Raw genomic sequence first — 16,878 nt, forward strand, 5'->3', positions numbered from 1 at the left:
ACATTTAAACAAAACATCACCCTGCAACCCTCATCCGCAAACGCGCTGCTATGCTTGGTAATCACTAAGGTACTCCAGATATTTATCTGAAAAATCAATTTCCAATTCTACCCAGAGCGGTAAATGGTCACTCATTTGGAAGGTTCGCCATTCCTGATAGTAGTCAAATAAAGACTCATCAGAGACCAGTACCGCTTGAAGGCTCGCTAACTTATCTTCGGCTTTTTTTAACTTTTTATTGGTGCTTGCGCAATCAACTTGCTGCTTAGCGAGCTGCAGTTTTGTCTGTATATGCTGCTTCAATAGCGGCTTATACAGGTTAAAATCACTTAAGCGAAATACACTATCGAAGAATTGGAATACCCGATCTTGACGCTCGGCTTGTTTCAATTGCAACTCGTCACGGCGCGAGATAAATGAAATTTGATCGTAAAATTTAGTCTGATCACGATTGCTGCCTTTGCGATTTTTTACGATAGTAAAACCATTCTGCTGCAAAGCATTAAATCCAGCGCTCCCATGCGCCTTGATGTTAAAGTCGCCCACCAGCACTTGGTTCAGGTCACTCACTTTCGCCTGTTTCGCCAAATACTTAGCTACCGCCGCGATCTCTTTAACCCGTCGCTCGTAGCTAGGTGAACGAGGAGAGTTACTCCCATAGAAAATGTGTACCGTTGAAAATAAAAACTTAAACCAACCCGATTGAAACTGCGCACCAAAGGGAGTTCGAGAAAATTGCCGTTTTTTATTTGAAGCATCACTAATAAGCATTTTATCGGGAAGGACTAATTCACCGGCAACCCCTTTAAAAAACACCTTGTTCTTGTCATAGATAAAGCCTAAACGCTCCTTATTACCACCGAGGCTACTATGGGTTACGTCGGTTAAAATATAACGATATTGCCGACCTAATATATCCATTAAAGCATCTAATGGTGCCAGATCCTGACACACCTCCTGCACTGCAATCACATCGAAGCGCGAGATGATTTCCGCCAGATAATACAAGGATTCTTGCAAGCGAGGCCCATAGTTAAAACGGTCATCATCAAAATTACGAATATTCCAAGAGCCAAGGATCAACGATTCTGCAGTCTTCTTTTCAGGAAACGCCTGCTCCTTAAACTGCTGCCGTAAACCTTGAATACCGGCCACGATTCGTTTTCGTTCTGGTTCGGGTAACTGTTTCAACGGTTTATAGTATGGCATGGCTGTCCCTCCGATTACGCAGCGACAAACACGAGCTGCAGTCTCCTCAGAGAATAGTCCAGCGCGGTTCATTATTCATTGACATAAGAATCAAAAATATTCTAGTAAGCCATCTTGACTAAACTCTGATTCAAGAAAAAAGGCATCCATAGGATGCCTTTTGTATCATCGAGCGTCGCGACCCAAATTGGCAAATCGCTATTTGGTTGACTCTGGATTATCGGGACAATTGCCACTCACGTAGAGCGGCAATCCAATACCCGGCGCAATCGGGATCAACTTCTCACCATCAGTTGCCTGCGGTCCCCAATATTTTGCGGGCAAGTTGGCTCTTAAGCCCTGCGCGAGTGGATAATCACAAAAGTCGCCACCACTGGTCGGTGCTTGCTGAGCAAACTCGGCTAAGCTACTCAGCGCTTCAAATAAGGCAATTCGGTTGAGCCAAATCTGTTTCTTCAATAATTCGGGTTGAGGTAAACCAAGATTCACCCCAATCACTGGCTTACCAGCGGCCACCGCCACCACATCAGCGCGCAGATCTTTACTAAAATTCACCGTTTCCCAACCCGCAACCGCAACCCCCAGTTGTTGATAATGACCCGTAGCCCCAGTGCTCACATGCCCAGCATCCAATTGAAGTTGTGAAAAACGACCAACCGATCCCTGAAATACACTGGCAATTTTCGCCATCACATTAACCGCCAAGCTCTGCACCACAAATTCATGCTCACTCCCCGGTTCGGCATCGGCATAGGGGCTAAGTAAACGAAAATCATCGGCCTCATCCTCAGCTAAACAGGCCACTGTCGGCAAACTACCCAACACAGCACCCGCTTGAATGCTGCTCATGTCGAGCTGACAATCGGTTTTTTGCAAATCACCATGTAAATCAAGCACAACTTCCGGGCGAAAAGCCAACACAGCGGCGACCATTGCTTGTGTTTCTACTGGCCGGATCGGTTGTTCGAGACCCGCATAGTGGTAACGGTTCAGATCATAACCACGACCCACCACCCCCACAAAATCAGCTTCGGAATTTTCAGTGAAGGCCCCGCCCGCAGAGGGGTCAACATTCTGTCGAGTCAACGCACAATCTTTGTCTAATACCATCCCAGGCTCAGGATCAATCGCACAAGCCCGCGGATCAGGTTCCCCACCATCGGGATTAGCGCGTAATAACATCACAATATCGAGGCGCCGCAGGATTTGTTGGACACTTTGACCAAATCCCATAGCGAGCCAACGCGCCACACTTAAGGCCGCTTCTGTCGCCGCAGGTTCATTCCCATGTTGCTGAGTAATCACCATCACTCGATAGCCATTTGGATTACCTAAACGCAAAGCCATCAGCTCTCGTCCCTGAGTCGAGAATCCTACTTGATTGGGATCGGTGTTGCCGCGCCCTCCATCATTCACGGTGCAGGCCACCGCCTGACGAATACTGGGGTCTGGTAAGTCTTCGCCACAGACCTGATAATCAATGGCTAAGCCAGCCGGTAACGGAACATCAATATCGAGGATCCCATAATGATGCGCCTGACGGATCAATGGCCCAGCACGCATCGGTCGCAACGCATAGAAAGGCAGAGAAATAACTTGATGACGTAATTGCTGGTAGCTCGAAAGCCCCCATAAGCCATGCGAATGAACCCGGTGCTTCCCAAAATCGTGCGCGCTCACCGGAATACAAAGCAGTAAACTCAAAAATAGGAGCCGGTAATTAAAGTACCGTTTGATACCTGTTGTAATACATATATTCATAATTCTTCCTTGATAAATGACCAAGGGCGAACAACATTTATAGTTGATTTTGTACAAAGATAGTCAGCGTTAACACAACCACAATAACCGCTTAATAAGCTAGGCAAACATAGTTTTCACGCCCTTCGACAAACAAACTTCAAAATACCTTCGCCACAGCCTAAACGGCGTTTAGGCACTTGATGAATGAATAACAAAAATATAACTAACTGCTAATAATAGAAGCCTCAAGTATTATTACAACATTTATTAATTAGAGTTCAATCGAGTATTCATTAAGACAATCTACCGCCAACATAAGCGATCCACATTGCCAACAATCACGATAGTTCAGTTCAACTAGACGCTAACGCTCAGCGCAGGCAGCCCTTCCATAGATACCGGCTCAGGCTCAAAACGGCATCGGAGCCAATACATAAATTAGGCTTTGCTAAAGATAGCCAATTCACTTTTGCTAACCAACGCCTACACTTACTTAAAACGGCAACGCGACTCACATGATGCCAACAGCAAGTGCGCCAACCAGCGAGAATCAACAAGTCCAATGAACGTCCATTCATAACTATGAGAACGTCTATGAGCACCACACCACGACCAAAACCACAGCCCTCCCCCTGGCAACATCGATTCCGCTATTTTTCAATTTCTTTCTTCGCCATTATTATGGGTTTTACTGGCTGGAGCATATCTTGGAAAGTATCTGCACTAAGCATATCTGATCATATCGCGATGGTATTAGGGACGATTAGCTCGGTGATGATGCTGGTGATGACGCTACTCTACTGTATTAAACTCCGCTACTTTCCTGAAGAGGTATTTGCCGAGCTAAGACATCCCGTAAAACTCAATTTCTTCCCCGCCTTCTCGATTAGCTTGCTGTTGTTGTCGGTCATTTGGAATCAATACCCCAGCTTATCTGCCAATCTATGGGTCATGGGTACCGTTACTCAATTGGGTTTGACGCTTTACATCGTCAGCAGTTGGATAAATCATTCCCATTACTGTTTGTTACACGCCAATCCGAGCTGGTTTATCCCGGTGGTGGGTAATATGTTTGTGCCAATATCGGGTAATAGCCTCGGTTACATTGAACTCAGTTGGTTCTTTTTCAGCATTGGCTTATTGTTTTGGTTGAGCTTATTAACCATTATTCTGCACCGATTATTCTTTCATGAGTCCTTATCGGAGCAATTAATGCCGATGCTATTTATTTTTCTAACACCGCCTTCAATTGCTTTTGTGGCCTACACCAGTTTAATTGACGGCCTCGATACCTTTGCCCGAATCCTCTTTTATGTGGCGCTATTTTTTGGCCTACTGCTGTTCGTCAATATTTACCGACTAATCCATTTACCCTTCTTTATGTCTTCATGGGCTTATGCTTTTCCCTTGGCCGCGTTCACCATCGCCAGCAGCAAAATGGCCCACTTAAGCCACAGTCAAGGCTTAGCGGCATTAGCACTCGGTTTACTCATCGCTTTATCACTGCTGCTATTCGCGCTGGTATTACGCACCTTAAAAGCAATCGTGAACCGTGAACTTTGCCAACCAGAACCCTAATCACGAAAAGCGATATTCACTTCATCGCAGACGCTTTGCACCTAGCTATCGGGTCATTCATCGCAAAGAAAATGCTCATAAGCTAGAGATTTAGCTTAGCTAAGCTATTTTTAGTGTATATCCATTCATGATGTTCATACGCCATCACATCTTGGCTTGGGATCAATACATGCGTCAATTATCAATATCGACCAAATTACTTTGGATCACTTCTGCACTGTTTCTGATCATTGTAAGTGTTTTATCTGCTAGCTTATGGTGGTCATTAAGCAGCAAAAATGCACAATTAGCAGCGCAGGTACAAGCGGCCCTGCAACAAGAAACCCAACAAAAACTTAGCGCCGAAGCTGGTGAGTATGGGGAACGAATTGCCGGATTTATCAATGAGGCCTACCGTATTCCATATTCCTTTAGTGGAATAATCGAAACCACGGCACAACAACCACTCAGCAGAGAAACCATCGAAACGGCGGTCGCTGCGGTGTTACAAAAAAACAGCCAAATATCCTCCATGTATGCCCAATTTGAAGCCAACGGTTACGATGGTCGAGATCGGGAGTACACTGGCAAGTTTAGCCACAGTGTCCCCGGTACAGGCACCCTGGAAATCTATTACACCCGCAACAACGATGGCAGTGTAGAACACCATCAAGTCACCGATGCGGCTCCCAAATATGTCACTACGCTGAATGAGTTTGGCCTGCGAGAAGCCGAATGGTACTTATGTGCCAAAGACAGCAAAAAACCGTGTTTAATGGAACCCTACCTCTATGAAATATCTCCCGGTAACGAGGAGCTCATGACCTCGTTAACGGTGCCCGTGATCGTCGCTCGGCAATTTAAAGGGGTGGTCGGGGTAGATTTGAATCTACCAGTGTTTCAAAAATTGATTAATGAATTATCAAATAGCCTCTACCAAGGTCAGGCCAAGGTCACTTTATTAAGTGATAAGGGTTTAGTGGTTGCGGCCAGTCATTATAATAAACTAGCCCGCCCCCTCGCGGAATCAATCGACCCAAGCCTAGCCACTCAATATCAAAATTTGGACAAAAATGGCGCCTATCTAGAAACCAACGATCACATCGTTGTCGCTTATCCTGTCAGCATCCCTATCGCCGATGCTCAGTGGTCGTTAATCATTGAAGTGGCCAAAGCCGACGCCCTGCAGGCCGCAATAGAAATGGATAAGGCCATGAATGATATGGAGACCGCCTTAGGCAGCCTGTTGCTGATTGTGGGCGGCATTGTCTCGGTCATTGCAGTTACCACCATTAGCATTGTGATCCGCTCCATTATTGCACCACTCAAGATGATCCAGAGTCGAGTTGAAAACCTCGCCAGTGCCGAGGGCGATTTGACGCAATCAATATCGGTAGCATCTCACGCCGAGTTAATCGCTCTAGGCAGTGGGATTAACGGCTTCATTACCAAACTACGCTTATTAATTAGTGAACTTAAAGATCTAGCCTCTCGCTCGCAGAACGAAAGTAAAACCGCAGCCAATATTGCCGAGCAGACCCGTGATAATGTTAATCGTCAGCATCAAGAAATTGAAAGTGTCGTGACCGCAGTTAACCAAATGAGCTCAACCGCCCTGCAAGTTGCCAAAGCCTCAGAACAAACTGCCACAGAAACCGACGCAATGACCGCTAATGTAAAAACTGGCGAAGACAGTCTTAGTCAGGCGATGAACTATGTAAACAATATGGAACAAGAGTCACAATTAGCTAGGCAGGCTGTCGCTAAAGTAGCCGATAGTAGCACCAATATTAGTAAGATTTTGGAGGTCATCAGCGCAATTGCCGCTCAAACTAACTTACTCGCCTTAAACGCAGCGATCGAAGCCGCTAGAGCTGGAGAGCAAGGCCGCGGTTTTGCGGTGGTGGCCGATGAAGTTCGCTCTCTGGCCTCAAAAACCCAGAGCTCGACCGACGAAATCAGCAAACTGATTGATTCGCTACAACAAGAAGTCAACAGTGCGTCGAAGATCATCGAACAAGGCGCTGAAGGGGCTAAATTAGCGGTTGGACAAACCGAAATGGCGCTAGATTCACTCAATACCATCGTGAGCCAAATTGAAGAAGTCTCAAGCCAAGTCACTCATATCGCAACTGCAGCCGAACAACAAAGCGCGGTCACCGAAGAAGTGAATCGAAACATGACCAGCATCTCGGATTCCGCTTCAGATCTGGCTCGCCTTGCCGATGAAGCCCAACAAAGCAGTAGTAGCCTGGCCGATCTGGTTTCTCAGCAACATCAACAACTGAGCAAACTCAAAACCTAAATCAGCCACAATCGATGCGACCTTGGCCATCGTCGGCCATGTCGCATTGTATTGCATCTTTTCACTCACTCGATAATCACGATTCCTCAGCCCAAGCTGACTTTATACCTGCCAGCATAACTAGGACATAAGCGTTTAACCTGCATCCTTGGTAGAAAGCAAACGAACTTCTCGTTGTGGAAAAGGGATCTCAATACCAGCCTGTTGCAGCGCCTTAAACACCGCTAAGTTAGCGGCAAACTTGGTTTGATGAAATTGTGGCGTCGGCACCCAAAAGCGATAACAAATCGTAATACCACTGTCGGCAAAGGCTCCTATCCCAACTTTCATCGCGGGTTGTTGCTGTACATCTGCGATGGCCATTAAAGTCACTTCTATTAATGCAATTGCCTGCTCCGGATCACAGCCATAGGCAACTCCAACCTCGCCCTCTACTAGGCTGCTCTGATTGGTATTCTTGAGTATTTCACCCACAATATGGCGATTAGGGATAGTAATCCGTTCATCGTCCTCATTCATCAACACCGTCGTCGCCAAGTTTATTTCTTCAACGATACCGGTATACCCTTTAACGGTAATGGTATTTTTAAGCACAAAGGGACGTGTCAAAATAATCGCCAAACCGGCACCATAGTTAGATAAGGTTCCTTGTATTGCCAAACCTGCGCCAAGAGAAACGGCACCTAACGCGGCCACAAAAGGGGTAATGCTAATCCCCAACTTACCTAAGGCAATCATCACCGTGATGGCAACAAACATGATCTTCACGAGATTCGCGATAAAATGGGCGAGCGTGATATCCAAGCCCTTTAACTCAAGCGCCTTAAATAGATACTTGCCGATCCTCCCGGCCACCCAAAGACCCAGTAACAAAATAATAAAGGCGCCAACCAGCTGAAAGCTATAACGCACCAAAAAGTCGATTATGGTTTGATACACAGATTCAAGTTGGGCTAGTTCTTGGTCAATCATCGATATTCCTTACTGAGCAATCATTTAAACGAATAAGGTAACTTTACAAAGCTTAGTTGATTTGAGCGATAGCTTCGTTCCGCAGAACAACAAAAAATACGTCAACGCAAAGCAGTTTATCTTTTGCAGACAATGTTGTTCCCAATAAAAACATTTTAATTGCGTTGAAAACGGCAAAGCCGAGTCAACGAAATAGTTCCCTTTCAACCTTCCATTCAAAGGCAAATGGCCAAGCCGCAACTCCACGGTTATTAACAAGCAACCAAACTCGACCCAAAGCCATTAACACACCAACAGAAAACGTGAGCAGAATCACCTATGCTCATTAAAATGCGCTAGCTTTTTAACCAATTAGCGATCTGGATCACACAAAACCAAAACCACACAGATAAGAAAAATGAGATACTAATCACGCTAAATACTATTGACAAGCTAAACCTTGTTGGAATTTGGTTTTTTTAGTGTGTATTTTCTTTAGCTGGATCACTAAATTTTGAGGGAAATGTTACGAGATTAAGAACTAAATCACAAAAACTCCGTTATCAGCTTCGCATACACCCCAATGTGGTAGATTGGACTTGAACAAGAGACCAAACGGTTTTGACGAACCGTCCACTAGAATCTAGCAAAGCATCAAACGGAGTTTGTTATGTTATCACCAGACGCAAAGGTAAGGGTACAAAATTTTGGCCGCTTCCTCTCGAACATGGTTATGCCCAACATCGGCGCTTTCATCGCCTGGGGTGTAATTACCGCACTATTCATTCCTACTGGTTGGTTGCCAAACGAAAAATTGGCCAGCTTAGTTGGCCCGATGATCACCTATCTGCTGCCATTATTAATTGGCTATACCGGAGGTAAACTGGTCGCCGGCGAACGTGGCGCGGTGGTTGGAGCGGTGACCACTCTCGGGGTCATTGTTGGAACCGACATTCCAATGTTTATGGGAGCGATGATCGTCGGCCCAATGGGTGGCTGGGCAATCAAAAAATTTGATGACGCAGTTGAGGGCAAAGTTAAAAGCGGCTTCGAAATGCTGGTGAATAACTTCTCGGCAGGCATTATCGGTATGTTATGCGCGATCCTCGCTTATTTGATGATCGGGCCGTTTGTTAAAGTCCTATCCACTGGTTTAGCTGCTGGCGTAGGCTTTTTAGTTGATGCTGGTTTATTGCCTCTTACCTCTATTTTTGTAGAACCGGCAAAAATTCTTTTCTTAAACAATGCCATTAATCACGGTATTTTCTCTCCCTTAGGGATCCAACAAGCCAGCGAAGCTGGTAAATCAATCTTCTTCTTAATTGAAGCCAATCCTGGCCCAGGTTTAGGCTTATTATTGGCTTATATGGCTTTTGGCCAAGGCAATGCAAAACAATCAGCAGCAGGGGCGTCGATCATTCATTTCTTTGGCGGCATCCATGAGATCTATTTTCCCTATGTGCTAATGAATCCTCGGCTCATTTTAGCGGTGATTGCTGGCGGCATGACTGGCGTATTTACCCTTACGCTGTTTAATGCAGGTTTAGTCTCTCCCGCTTCGCCAGGCTCCATATTTGCAGTATTATTGATGACCCCTAAAGCCTCAATAATAGGCGTACTGTGCTCGATCATTGCCTCCGCTGGCGTTTCCTTTACGGTGGCTTCGCTGCTGCTTAAAACGCAGAAAAATACTAACAATGATGACGACGACTCACTCAGTAAAGCGCATTTACAGATGCAATCGATGAAGAATGAAGCAAAAGCAAATATCACCGCCAACAAGCCCGCGGTAAACATCGACCTGTCGCAAGTTAAAAAGATTATTGTCGCTTGTGATGCCGGCATGGGCTCAAGCGCAATGGGCGCCAGCTTATTACGCAAGAAATTTGCTGCCAGCCAATTGGACGTCAGCGTAACCAACACCGCCATTAATAACCTGCCCAGCGATGTAGATATAGTGATCACTCATAAAGATTTAACTGAACGAGCAAAACAGCATGCACCAAACGCGCATCACATTTCACTAACCAACTTTCTCGATAGTGAACTTTACAATCAACTTGTCGCAAACATGGTGGCTGCCAATACCCCGACGGCCGCCAATGATGACAGCTATCTCTCACTGTCTCCAGCAGTGTCCCCGTTGGCTGCCAACGACGATGTCTATGATCCAGCGACTCCTGTGTTTCAACTCAGTGCCAGCGACATTCACCTCGGTTTGCAAGCTCACACGAAACAACAAGCGATTCAATTCGCAGGTGAGCAATTGGTTAAAGCGGGATATGTTGAGCCCGATTATGTGGCTGCAATGTTTGAACGTGAAAAACTAGTCTCGACTTATTTAGGGGAGTCGATCGCCGTCCCCCATGGTACCGTTGATGCCAAAGATAAGGTGCTCAAAACAGGCATAGCACTATGCCAATACCCCCAAGGCGTTCGCTTTGGTGAAGATCCGGATGATGTTGCGCGCTTGGTGATTGCTATCGCCGCAAAAAATGACGAGCACATCCAAGTGATTACCGCTATCACCAACGCACTTGATGATCCCAATGCGATTGAACAACTGGCAAACACCCAAGACGTTCAAGATGTATTAACACTCTTAGCTGGCAAATCAGCCGCTTAAACGATCATCATCAAGCCGAACCAGGTTCGGCTTAAACGCTATTTTTAGAGGTAATCAATATGAAAGCAGTACATTTTGGCGCAGGAAATATCGGTCGAGGATTTATTGGTAAAGTCTTGGCCGATGCCGATGTCAATGTTACCTTCGCCGACGTCAACAAACCCCTAGTCGACCAACTCAGCCACCAGCAATCCTATAATGTAAAGGTTGTTGGTAGCGACAGTCACATTGAAAAAGTCACTCGGATCAACGCCGTTAATTCAAATAGCGCAGCCTTGATCGAACAAATGACCTACACCGACTTAGTCACCACTGCTGTGGGGCCAGCTATTTTAGATAAAATTGCGCAAACTATCGCTCAAGGGATCGAAGCAAGATTTAAGGCAGACAACCTCAAACCACTCAATATTATCGCTTGTGAGAACATGGTTCGAGGTACCACCCACTTAAAACAAGAAGTGTTTAAATACCTAGCGGCCAGCTATCACGACTTGGCCGAAGACAAGATAGGTTTTGTTGATTCCGCGGTTGACCGAATCGTACCACCGGCGGATGCGGCCAATGATGACCCGCTCGATGTCACCGTAGAAACCTTTAGTGAATGGATTGTCGATGAAACCCAGTTTAAGGGCGATATTCCCAGTATTGAAGGCATGGAAACCACCGCAAACTTGATGGCATTTGTAGAGCGTAAATTATTTACCTTAAATACCGGACACATTATCACTGCCTATCTAGGCGCTCTAGCGGGTTATAAGACCGTCCGAGAAGCCATCGAAGATCCCGACATTCGCCAGCAAGTCAAGGCAGCGATGCAACAAAGCGGAGCGGTATTAATTCGTCGCTATGGCTTTGATAGCCAACTTCACCAATCTTACATTGATAAAATCATCGAGCGTTTTGCTAATCCCTTTTTAGTCGATGATATCGAACGAGTCGGCCGCCAACCAATCCGTAAACTGGGCGCGAACGATCGCCTACTCAAACCGCTACTCGGAACCCTGGAATATAACCTAGACAATCAGTATTTAGTCAAAGGGATTGCCGCGGCGCTGTTTTACGACAACCCTGCAGACCCTCAAGCCCTGGAGTTACAGGACTATTTAAAACAACATGGGGTACGTGCTTGCTTGATAAAATACACCGGCTTAGGAGAAAATGATGCAATACTCGATAACATCGAAACCACTTATCTAGCACTGCAAAAGCAATATGTTTAGGAGGCATTAATCTTGGTGATTATTTTGGCCGCCAAGGGTGGTTTATTGAAGCAAAGTATATCCGATGAAATTTCTTTGTCGGAACAGGCAACGTCAATGAACCACAAACCCTGCCCGAAAGGTTCGGCTAAAATTCTTTTAAGACTTTTCTTTGACTGGAAAATTAGCCAGTATTTGCCGCTGAAACGAGGTCTTACACGATTCGCCAGCATTAAGATGCTGTTATGTCTAATAAATAGACAACAAAGGTCCACAGCCTCGCGGCCATATCATCCATTACTGAATGAGTGAATACGACAAAACTATGGATAAATACCAGCAAGAATTAGACAATATTGAGCAACTGAGTGAGGCTGTAACTCCGCGCAGCTTTTTCATTAGCTCAGTAGATATTTTTGAAGCAAGTATTGAAGACTTAGTGCAACGCGTGTTTCGTAAAGATGACCACGCCGTTAAGTATGCCGTTGAACCACTATTAAATAATAGTGGTCCCTTAGGCGAACTGGATGTTCGCCTAAAACTACTGTACGCCTTAGGAATTATCTCGCAGGATATCTATCAAGATATCGATAAATTTATTCAACTTAGAAATTTTCTAAATCAAGAGGCTAGTGAGTATCATTTCACCGATAGTGAAATTATAGAGCCAATTAAGACCTTGCACGAAGTCAAAAACATGGGCGTGGTCCAGCTAGATATCGCGCCTCCGGCAGACGATGCCGAATTAAGCTTCTACCGCATGCAAATAGCCAGACAAGAGCAAGTGGTCCGCTCAACCTTAAGCTTAGTTGTCGCCGCCATTTGCCGTGCCCTTCATGCGGATAACCCCTTACTATAACCCTTTGCTCCGCCTCGGCTACCGGTTTCACTTTAAGCGCTTTGAACGCGATTACGGCCGCCAGATTTCGCTAAATAGAGTGCCTGATCGGCACGTTTAAACATCGACTCCTCGCTATCGTCATCACAGAACTCGGTGACGCCAACGCTAATTGTATAAGTTGGTAAATCAGATTTTGTCAGCTGTTCTACTATTCTTCTCAACTGCTCAGCAACTTGACTAGCAGCCGCGACCCCTTGCATTGGTAACAGGATCGCAAACTCTTCACCGCCGACCCGAAACAGCAAGTCGACACTTCTCAATCTAGCCTTAAAGGTCGCGACCAAATGTTGCAGGATCTGATCGCCAACCTGATGACCATGTTGGTCATTGATACCTTTAAAATGATCAATGTCGAGCAACAGCAAACTAAATTTACTACCCCGTCTCGCTAAATCGAGGTGAATTGTAAGCTGCTCGTCCCACTTATACCGATTGTAGGCACCGGTCAGTTTATCTTGTGTTGCCAGCACCAACAGCTGTTGTTCCACTTGCTCTCGATTGATGATCTCTTTGGTTAGGCGTCGCATCATCAACTTTAAATCTTGCTCGAGCTCAACCAGCTCATCCTGAGAAGAGCGAACCGCCCCTCCCACCTCTAAACCCGAATTATCGTCACGAAAAGACGATTCAAAGGCTCGTATTTGTTGTTTGATCCGAACGATACGGTAATCAAATATCCGGATAATATAAGTGGTGAGAATTAGTCCTAAAATGAGGGCGCTGAAACCCAAGGCAATATTAACCAACTTAAATTCTTGTTCATGTTTTTCGGTGTAACGGCCCGCTTCCAGTGTTAACGTTTCAATCCGTCGCAAAATAACCGAGACACTGGCTTCCAACTCACTCGCCATGAGCTCCAATTGGCGTTGTTTCTCATCACTGATGTGCGTTGTCGATATCATTGCTAATAACTGTTGTTCAAAAACGTTACTTTTTTGATGATAAGTCTCAATATCCAACATAATTTGCTGATGAGATTTCAAATCATATCGAATCTCATGAGAAGACAAGCTATCGGCAATCACCTTAACGGCTTTATCCAGTAGCAGCCTCAACTGCTGCTTTTGATAAGCAAACTGTTTATTTTTCGGAGGCTTACTCTCTTTAGCTTGTTCTTTTAGCCGAAATTTTTCTAATAAGATATGCTGCTCAAGCTGCAACATCTCAATCTCATTCATAATTTGGCTTAGAGGTATGTCAACATAGGCAACCTCTTTCATCTCATTATCAATCATATTCAGTTTATAAATTGAATAGATAATTACCACCAATAAAAATGACAGCAACAATACAAACAAGCTACTCACTTTCTTACTAATAGAGGCGTTTAAAAATTTGAATGACAACATCACTTAATCTATTTCCATAAAAACTAGCGATCACAATAAACGAACGCTCAACCTTTCCTTAGTACAATATTAGTCGGTGTATACGCGGTTGCGACCTTCTGACTTGGCCCGATACAGCGCTTTATCGACTCGTTTAATGATCGACTCTTCATTGTCATTCTTAAGATACTCTGTCACCCCTATACTAATGGTATAGCGAGGTAGGTCTTCATGATTAATTTGTTCTATCATCTCTCTTAATACTTCAGCCAAATGGGTCGCTGCTGCCGCATCTTGTAGGGGCAATAGAATTGCAAATTCTTCGCCACCCAGCCGAAACAATTGATCCACATTTCTAAGTCTTTCCTTCAACGCGGCCACCATATGAATCAGCACTTGATCGCCCACTTGATGACCATGTTGATCATTAATCAACTTAAAGAAATCGATATCCAACAAGATCAAACTAAATTGACCACCTCGTTTTGCCAAATTGAGCTGTACCTGTAGCTGTTCATCCCATTTATGTCGATTATAAGCACCCGTCAACTTATCCTGTGTAGCCAACACAAGCAACTGTTGCTCAACTTGCTCTCGATTGGTGATTTCTTTAGTTAAACGCCGCATCATCAACTTTAACTCTTGCTCTAACTCAACCAACTCATCCTGCGATGAACGCAACCCTTCTTTCTCTAGACTACGTTCTTCATCACTTAAAGATGATTCGAAAGTCTGTATTTGCTGCTTAATGCGAACAATACGATAGTGGAATAGTCTGATGATATAAGTGGTAAGAATAAGGCCCAAAATTAACGCACAACAGCCTAAAGCAACATTTACTAATTTAAATTCTTGTTCGTGTTTTTCGGTATAACGACCGGCTTCAAGCGTCATCGTTTCAATCCGCTCTAAAATCGACGTCACTCCGGCTTCTAAGTCATTCGCCATATCTTCCAACTGCTTCAACTTTGCAGCACTGTGGAGCGGCGAGGATGAGAGCGACTGCAACACCTGCTCAAAAAGATCACTCTTTTGATGATAGACCTCGATCTTCGCCATTAGTTGTTGATGGGCCATCAGATCGTATCTTATTTCGTGCGTAGACAAGCTGTTGGCAATCACCTTAACCGCTTTATCCAACAAGGACTTAAACTGCTTCTTTTGATAAGTAAACTGCTGCTCTATCGAAAAATCTTCACTTTTACGCTGTTCTCTTAACTCGAATTTCTCTAATAGAATATGTTGCTCTAATTGCAACATTTCAATTTCACTCATAATTTCATTCAAAGGAATATCAACATAAGCGACTTCCTTCATTTCACTATCAATCAGGTTTAATTTATATATTGAATAAATAATCACCACCAGTAAAAACGACAATAGCAAGGCAAACAGGCTGCTAATCTTTTTACTTATGGATGCGTTGATAAAATTGAATGGCAACATAACTTAAGCATTTCCGTTAAAAAGAGCGCATAAATAGGGTAAATTCGCATAAATGACGCGCTTTATTATTTGGTCATCTAAAAGCAAAGGCCGACTTTACACCAAACCCCCCCACAAATGCCCACAAACTCGGTAAGATATTTCAGTGTAGACTGTAAAGATAAGCTTCTACACCTCGATGACTTTTTGTTGACCTTAAGAGGGAAACGTCTCAACGATGGTTTTTTGAGCAACTCAATGCTAATGAAAGCAAATTTTGTGGAATACAAGGCTCAACAAGATCACCAAGAAGTGCCGCGTTAAGGGGCCACAAAGTCATTGCAGACAAGTAACTCCGACTTTTCTCTTTGGAAGGAAGCTTAAGCGATATTTGCTTAAAGAAGCAAACAAGCCAACTCTCAGCGTAATTTAAACTGGCTAGTTCGGTGCCAGCCGCGACCCACCGTCGCAGTAGTCGCTCAATGTAAGAGAATTATTCATTATGGCACGCAAGCAAGGGATTGGGATTGCACCAGGGCATATTTTTTCCACCGACCATCGCTATGATCACTGTTTTCGCCTCAATGCTGGCGCAGTGGTGTGCACAATCGCGGATAAGTGCCAAGTAAAAATGTGTAAGACGTTTCAGCTTATAGTGCTCGTCCTGAGTTCAAATACCCCTGAGGCTCACTACGCTGGAAAGTCCTTATAGACCAATAAGCACTGATCATGGGATGCACGGGCAGGGCGAGATCGCGAACATTTATCAATCAAATGTTGACTAATTATCAAACGAGAGCTGGTTACTAAACAGTCGCTTTAATTGTGCTGTTTTCGAAACCTGGTTGGTTTGAAATCAAACTGTATGCAAAATGAACACTCACGCTCTCACTCTGGATGCACGGGGAAGACCTCATTTTATTTAAACAAAGTATCTGCAGCATCAAGGCAATGGTATTTTCCGCTCAAGTATCTTGTTTGATTGCTATTTTAAAATCCCCTCTTCCACGGCTTGATTGAGTTTCTTTTCGAGTAATGACCAAAGCGACTGACTCCCTTCGGCAATTCGGCGATTCACAGCGAAAACTTTTTCTTTAGGGACCTTATTTTCTTTCCAACTATGTCCGTCACCGTGTAAGTTATGAAGCAGCGGTGGCACACGATCAATTGCTTTCGCAAATTTAGAATCGGCGGTTTCCCCAGCTTCAAATTCAAGCCATAAAGATAAATATTGTTCCGCTTGTCCTTCAGGAAGCAAAGCAAAAATGCGCGCCAAACCCGCTTGTTCTTTCTTTTTGAGTTCTGGCGTTTCACTTGCGTAAATAATGGTGTCACCGGCATCTACTTCACCCAAATCATGGATCAATAGCATCTTGATAACACGATCGATATTCACAGGCTGATTCGCAGAATCTTTCAGCATTAAAGCCGCAAGACAAACATGCCAAGAATGTTCAGCTGAGTTTTCATATCGATCAAGACCAACGGGGCGTGTTTTTCGATGTACATCTTTTAACTTTTCAATTTCGACAATGAAGTCCAGTACTTTTTGAATATCACTCATCTCATACTCCGGGAAGGAAAATCTAAAGCCGTGTTCTCGTAACTATTCATGACGCGACGGGGACCATATG

At 44.6% G+C, this 16,878-nt stretch carries 11 protein-coding genes; 5 read left to right on the forward strand and 6 right to left on the reverse strand.

Features of this window, described 5'->3' with window-relative positions:
- Nucleotides 1-48: 48 nt before the first annotated feature.
- Complete coding sequence (locus tag ACRRSW_RS22355; protein ID WP_432460502.1) at nucleotides 49-1,209, reverse strand: endonuclease/exonuclease/phosphatase family protein; 1,161 nt, start codon at nucleotides 1,207-1,209, stop codon at nucleotides 49-51.
- 198 nt (nucleotides 1,210-1,407) lie between these two features.
- Nucleotides 1,408-2,970 (reverse strand): M14 family zinc carboxypeptidase, encoded by a 1,563-nt coding sequence (locus ACRRSW_RS22360; protein ID WP_432460503.1) that lies wholly within the window; start codon nucleotides 2,968-2,970, stop codon nucleotides 1,408-1,410.
- 576 nt (nucleotides 2,971-3,546) lie between these two features.
- Between ACRRSW_RS22360 and ACRRSW_RS22365 the strand changes: the two genes are divergently transcribed.
- Nucleotides 3,547-4,530, forward strand: coding sequence for an SLAC1 anion channel family protein (locus tag ACRRSW_RS22365; RefSeq protein WP_432460504.1), 984 nt, complete (start codon nucleotides 3,547-3,549; stop codon nucleotides 4,528-4,530).
- A gap of 169 nt (nucleotides 4,531-4,699) precedes the next feature.
- Nucleotides 4,700-6,814 (forward strand): methyl-accepting chemotaxis protein, encoded by a 2,115-nt coding sequence (locus ACRRSW_RS22370; RefSeq protein ID WP_432460505.1) that lies wholly within the window; start codon nucleotides 4,700-4,702, stop codon nucleotides 6,812-6,814.
- 135 nt (nucleotides 6,815-6,949) lie between these two features.
- On the opposite strand, the gene ACRRSW_RS22375 is transcribed toward ACRRSW_RS22370, so the two are convergent.
- Nucleotides 6,950-7,786, reverse strand: a complete 837-nt coding sequence (locus ACRRSW_RS22375; RefSeq protein ID WP_432455348.1) for a mechanosensitive ion channel family protein — start codon at nucleotides 7,784-7,786, stop codon at nucleotides 6,950-6,952.
- Between the two features lie 649 nt (nucleotides 7,787-8,435).
- Here ACRRSW_RS22375 and ACRRSW_RS22380 point away from each other — a divergent pair.
- The 3 genes from ACRRSW_RS22380 to ACRRSW_RS22390 all read left to right on the forward strand — a co-directional run bounded on the left by ACRRSW_RS22380 (nucleotide 8,436) and on the right by ACRRSW_RS22390 (nucleotide 12,449).
- Nucleotides 8,436-10,391 (forward strand): PTS mannitol transporter subunit IICBA, encoded by a 1,956-nt coding sequence (locus ACRRSW_RS22380; RefSeq protein WP_432455347.1) that lies wholly within the window; start codon nucleotides 8,436-8,438, stop codon nucleotides 10,389-10,391.
- 59 nt (nucleotides 10,392-10,450) lie between these two features.
- Nucleotides 10,451-11,611, forward strand: a complete 1,161-nt coding sequence (locus ACRRSW_RS22385) for a mannitol-1-phosphate 5-dehydrogenase (protein ID WP_432460506.1) — start codon at nucleotides 10,451-10,453, stop codon at nucleotides 11,609-11,611.
- 304 nt (nucleotides 11,612-11,915) lie between these two features.
- Nucleotides 11,916-12,449: an MltR family transcriptional regulator gene (locus ACRRSW_RS22390; RefSeq protein ID WP_432455345.1), complete on the forward strand. Its 534-nt coding sequence runs from the start codon at nucleotides 11,916-11,918 to the stop codon at nucleotides 12,447-12,449.
- Nucleotides 12,450-12,481: 32 nt separating this feature from the next.
- Here the strand turns inward: ACRRSW_RS22390 and ACRRSW_RS22395 are convergent, their stop codons facing one another.
- From ACRRSW_RS22395 to ACRRSW_RS22405, 3 genes are all read right to left on the reverse strand, one after another.
- Entirely contained in the window at nucleotides 12,482-13,840 is a 1,359-nt protein-coding gene (locus ACRRSW_RS22395; RefSeq protein WP_432460507.1) for a GGDEF domain-containing protein, read from the reverse strand.
- 69 nt (nucleotides 13,841-13,909) lie between these two features.
- Nucleotides 13,910-15,265: a GGDEF domain-containing protein gene (locus tag ACRRSW_RS22400; RefSeq protein WP_432455343.1), complete on the reverse strand. Its 1,356-nt coding sequence runs from the start codon at nucleotides 15,263-15,265 to the stop codon at nucleotides 13,910-13,912.
- Nucleotides 15,266-16,229: 964 nt separating this feature from the next.
- A complete protein-coding gene (locus tag ACRRSW_RS22405; RefSeq protein ID WP_432460508.1) occupies nucleotides 16,230-16,808 on the reverse strand; it encodes an HD domain-containing protein in 579 nt (192 codons plus the stop codon).
- Nucleotides 16,809-16,878 lie beyond the last annotated feature (70 nt).

This window comes from Agarivorans sp. QJM3NY_25 (assembly GCF_050870875.2).
Lineage (GTDB): Bacteria > Pseudomonadota > Gammaproteobacteria > Enterobacterales > Celerinatantimonadaceae > Agarivorans.

Bases quoted from the DNA above. Each gene is read 5' to 3' on its own strand.
- ACRRSW_RS22355 (WP_432460502.1), bottom strand. From the start codon at position 1,209: ATGCCATACTATAAACCGTTGAAACAGTTACCCGAACCAGAACGAAAA.
- ACRRSW_RS22360 (WP_432460503.1), bottom strand. From the start codon at position 2,970: ATGAATATATGTATTACAACAGGTATCAAACGGTACTTTAATTACCGG.
- ACRRSW_RS22365 (WP_432460504.1), top strand. From the start codon at position 3,547: ATGAGCACCACACCACGACCAAAACCACAGCCCTCCCCCTGGCAACAT.
- ACRRSW_RS22370 (WP_432460505.1), top strand. From the start codon at position 4,700: ATGCGTCAATTATCAATATCGACCAAATTACTTTGGATCACTTCTGCA.
- ACRRSW_RS22375 (WP_432455348.1), bottom strand. From the start codon at position 7,786: ATGATTGACCAAGAACTAGCCCAACTTGAATCTGTGTATCAAACCATA.
- ACRRSW_RS22380 (WP_432455347.1), top strand. From the start codon at position 8,436: ATGTTATCACCAGACGCAAAGGTAAGGGTACAAAATTTTGGCCGCTTC.
- ACRRSW_RS22385 (WP_432460506.1), top strand. From the start codon at position 10,451: ATGAAAGCAGTACATTTTGGCGCAGGAAATATCGGTCGAGGATTTATT.
- ACRRSW_RS22390 (WP_432455345.1), top strand. From the start codon at position 11,916: ATGGATAAATACCAGCAAGAATTAGACAATATTGAGCAACTGAGTGAG.
- ACRRSW_RS22395 (WP_432460507.1), bottom strand. From the start codon at position 13,840: ATGTTGTCATTCAAATTTTTAAACGCCTCTATTAGTAAGAAAGTGAGT.
- ACRRSW_RS22400 (WP_432455343.1), bottom strand. From the start codon at position 15,265: ATGTTGCCATTCAATTTTATCAACGCATCCATAAGTAAAAAGATTAGC.
- ACRRSW_RS22405 (WP_432460508.1), bottom strand. From the start codon at position 16,808: ATGAGTGATATTCAAAAAGTACTGGACTTCATTGTCGAAATTGAAAAG.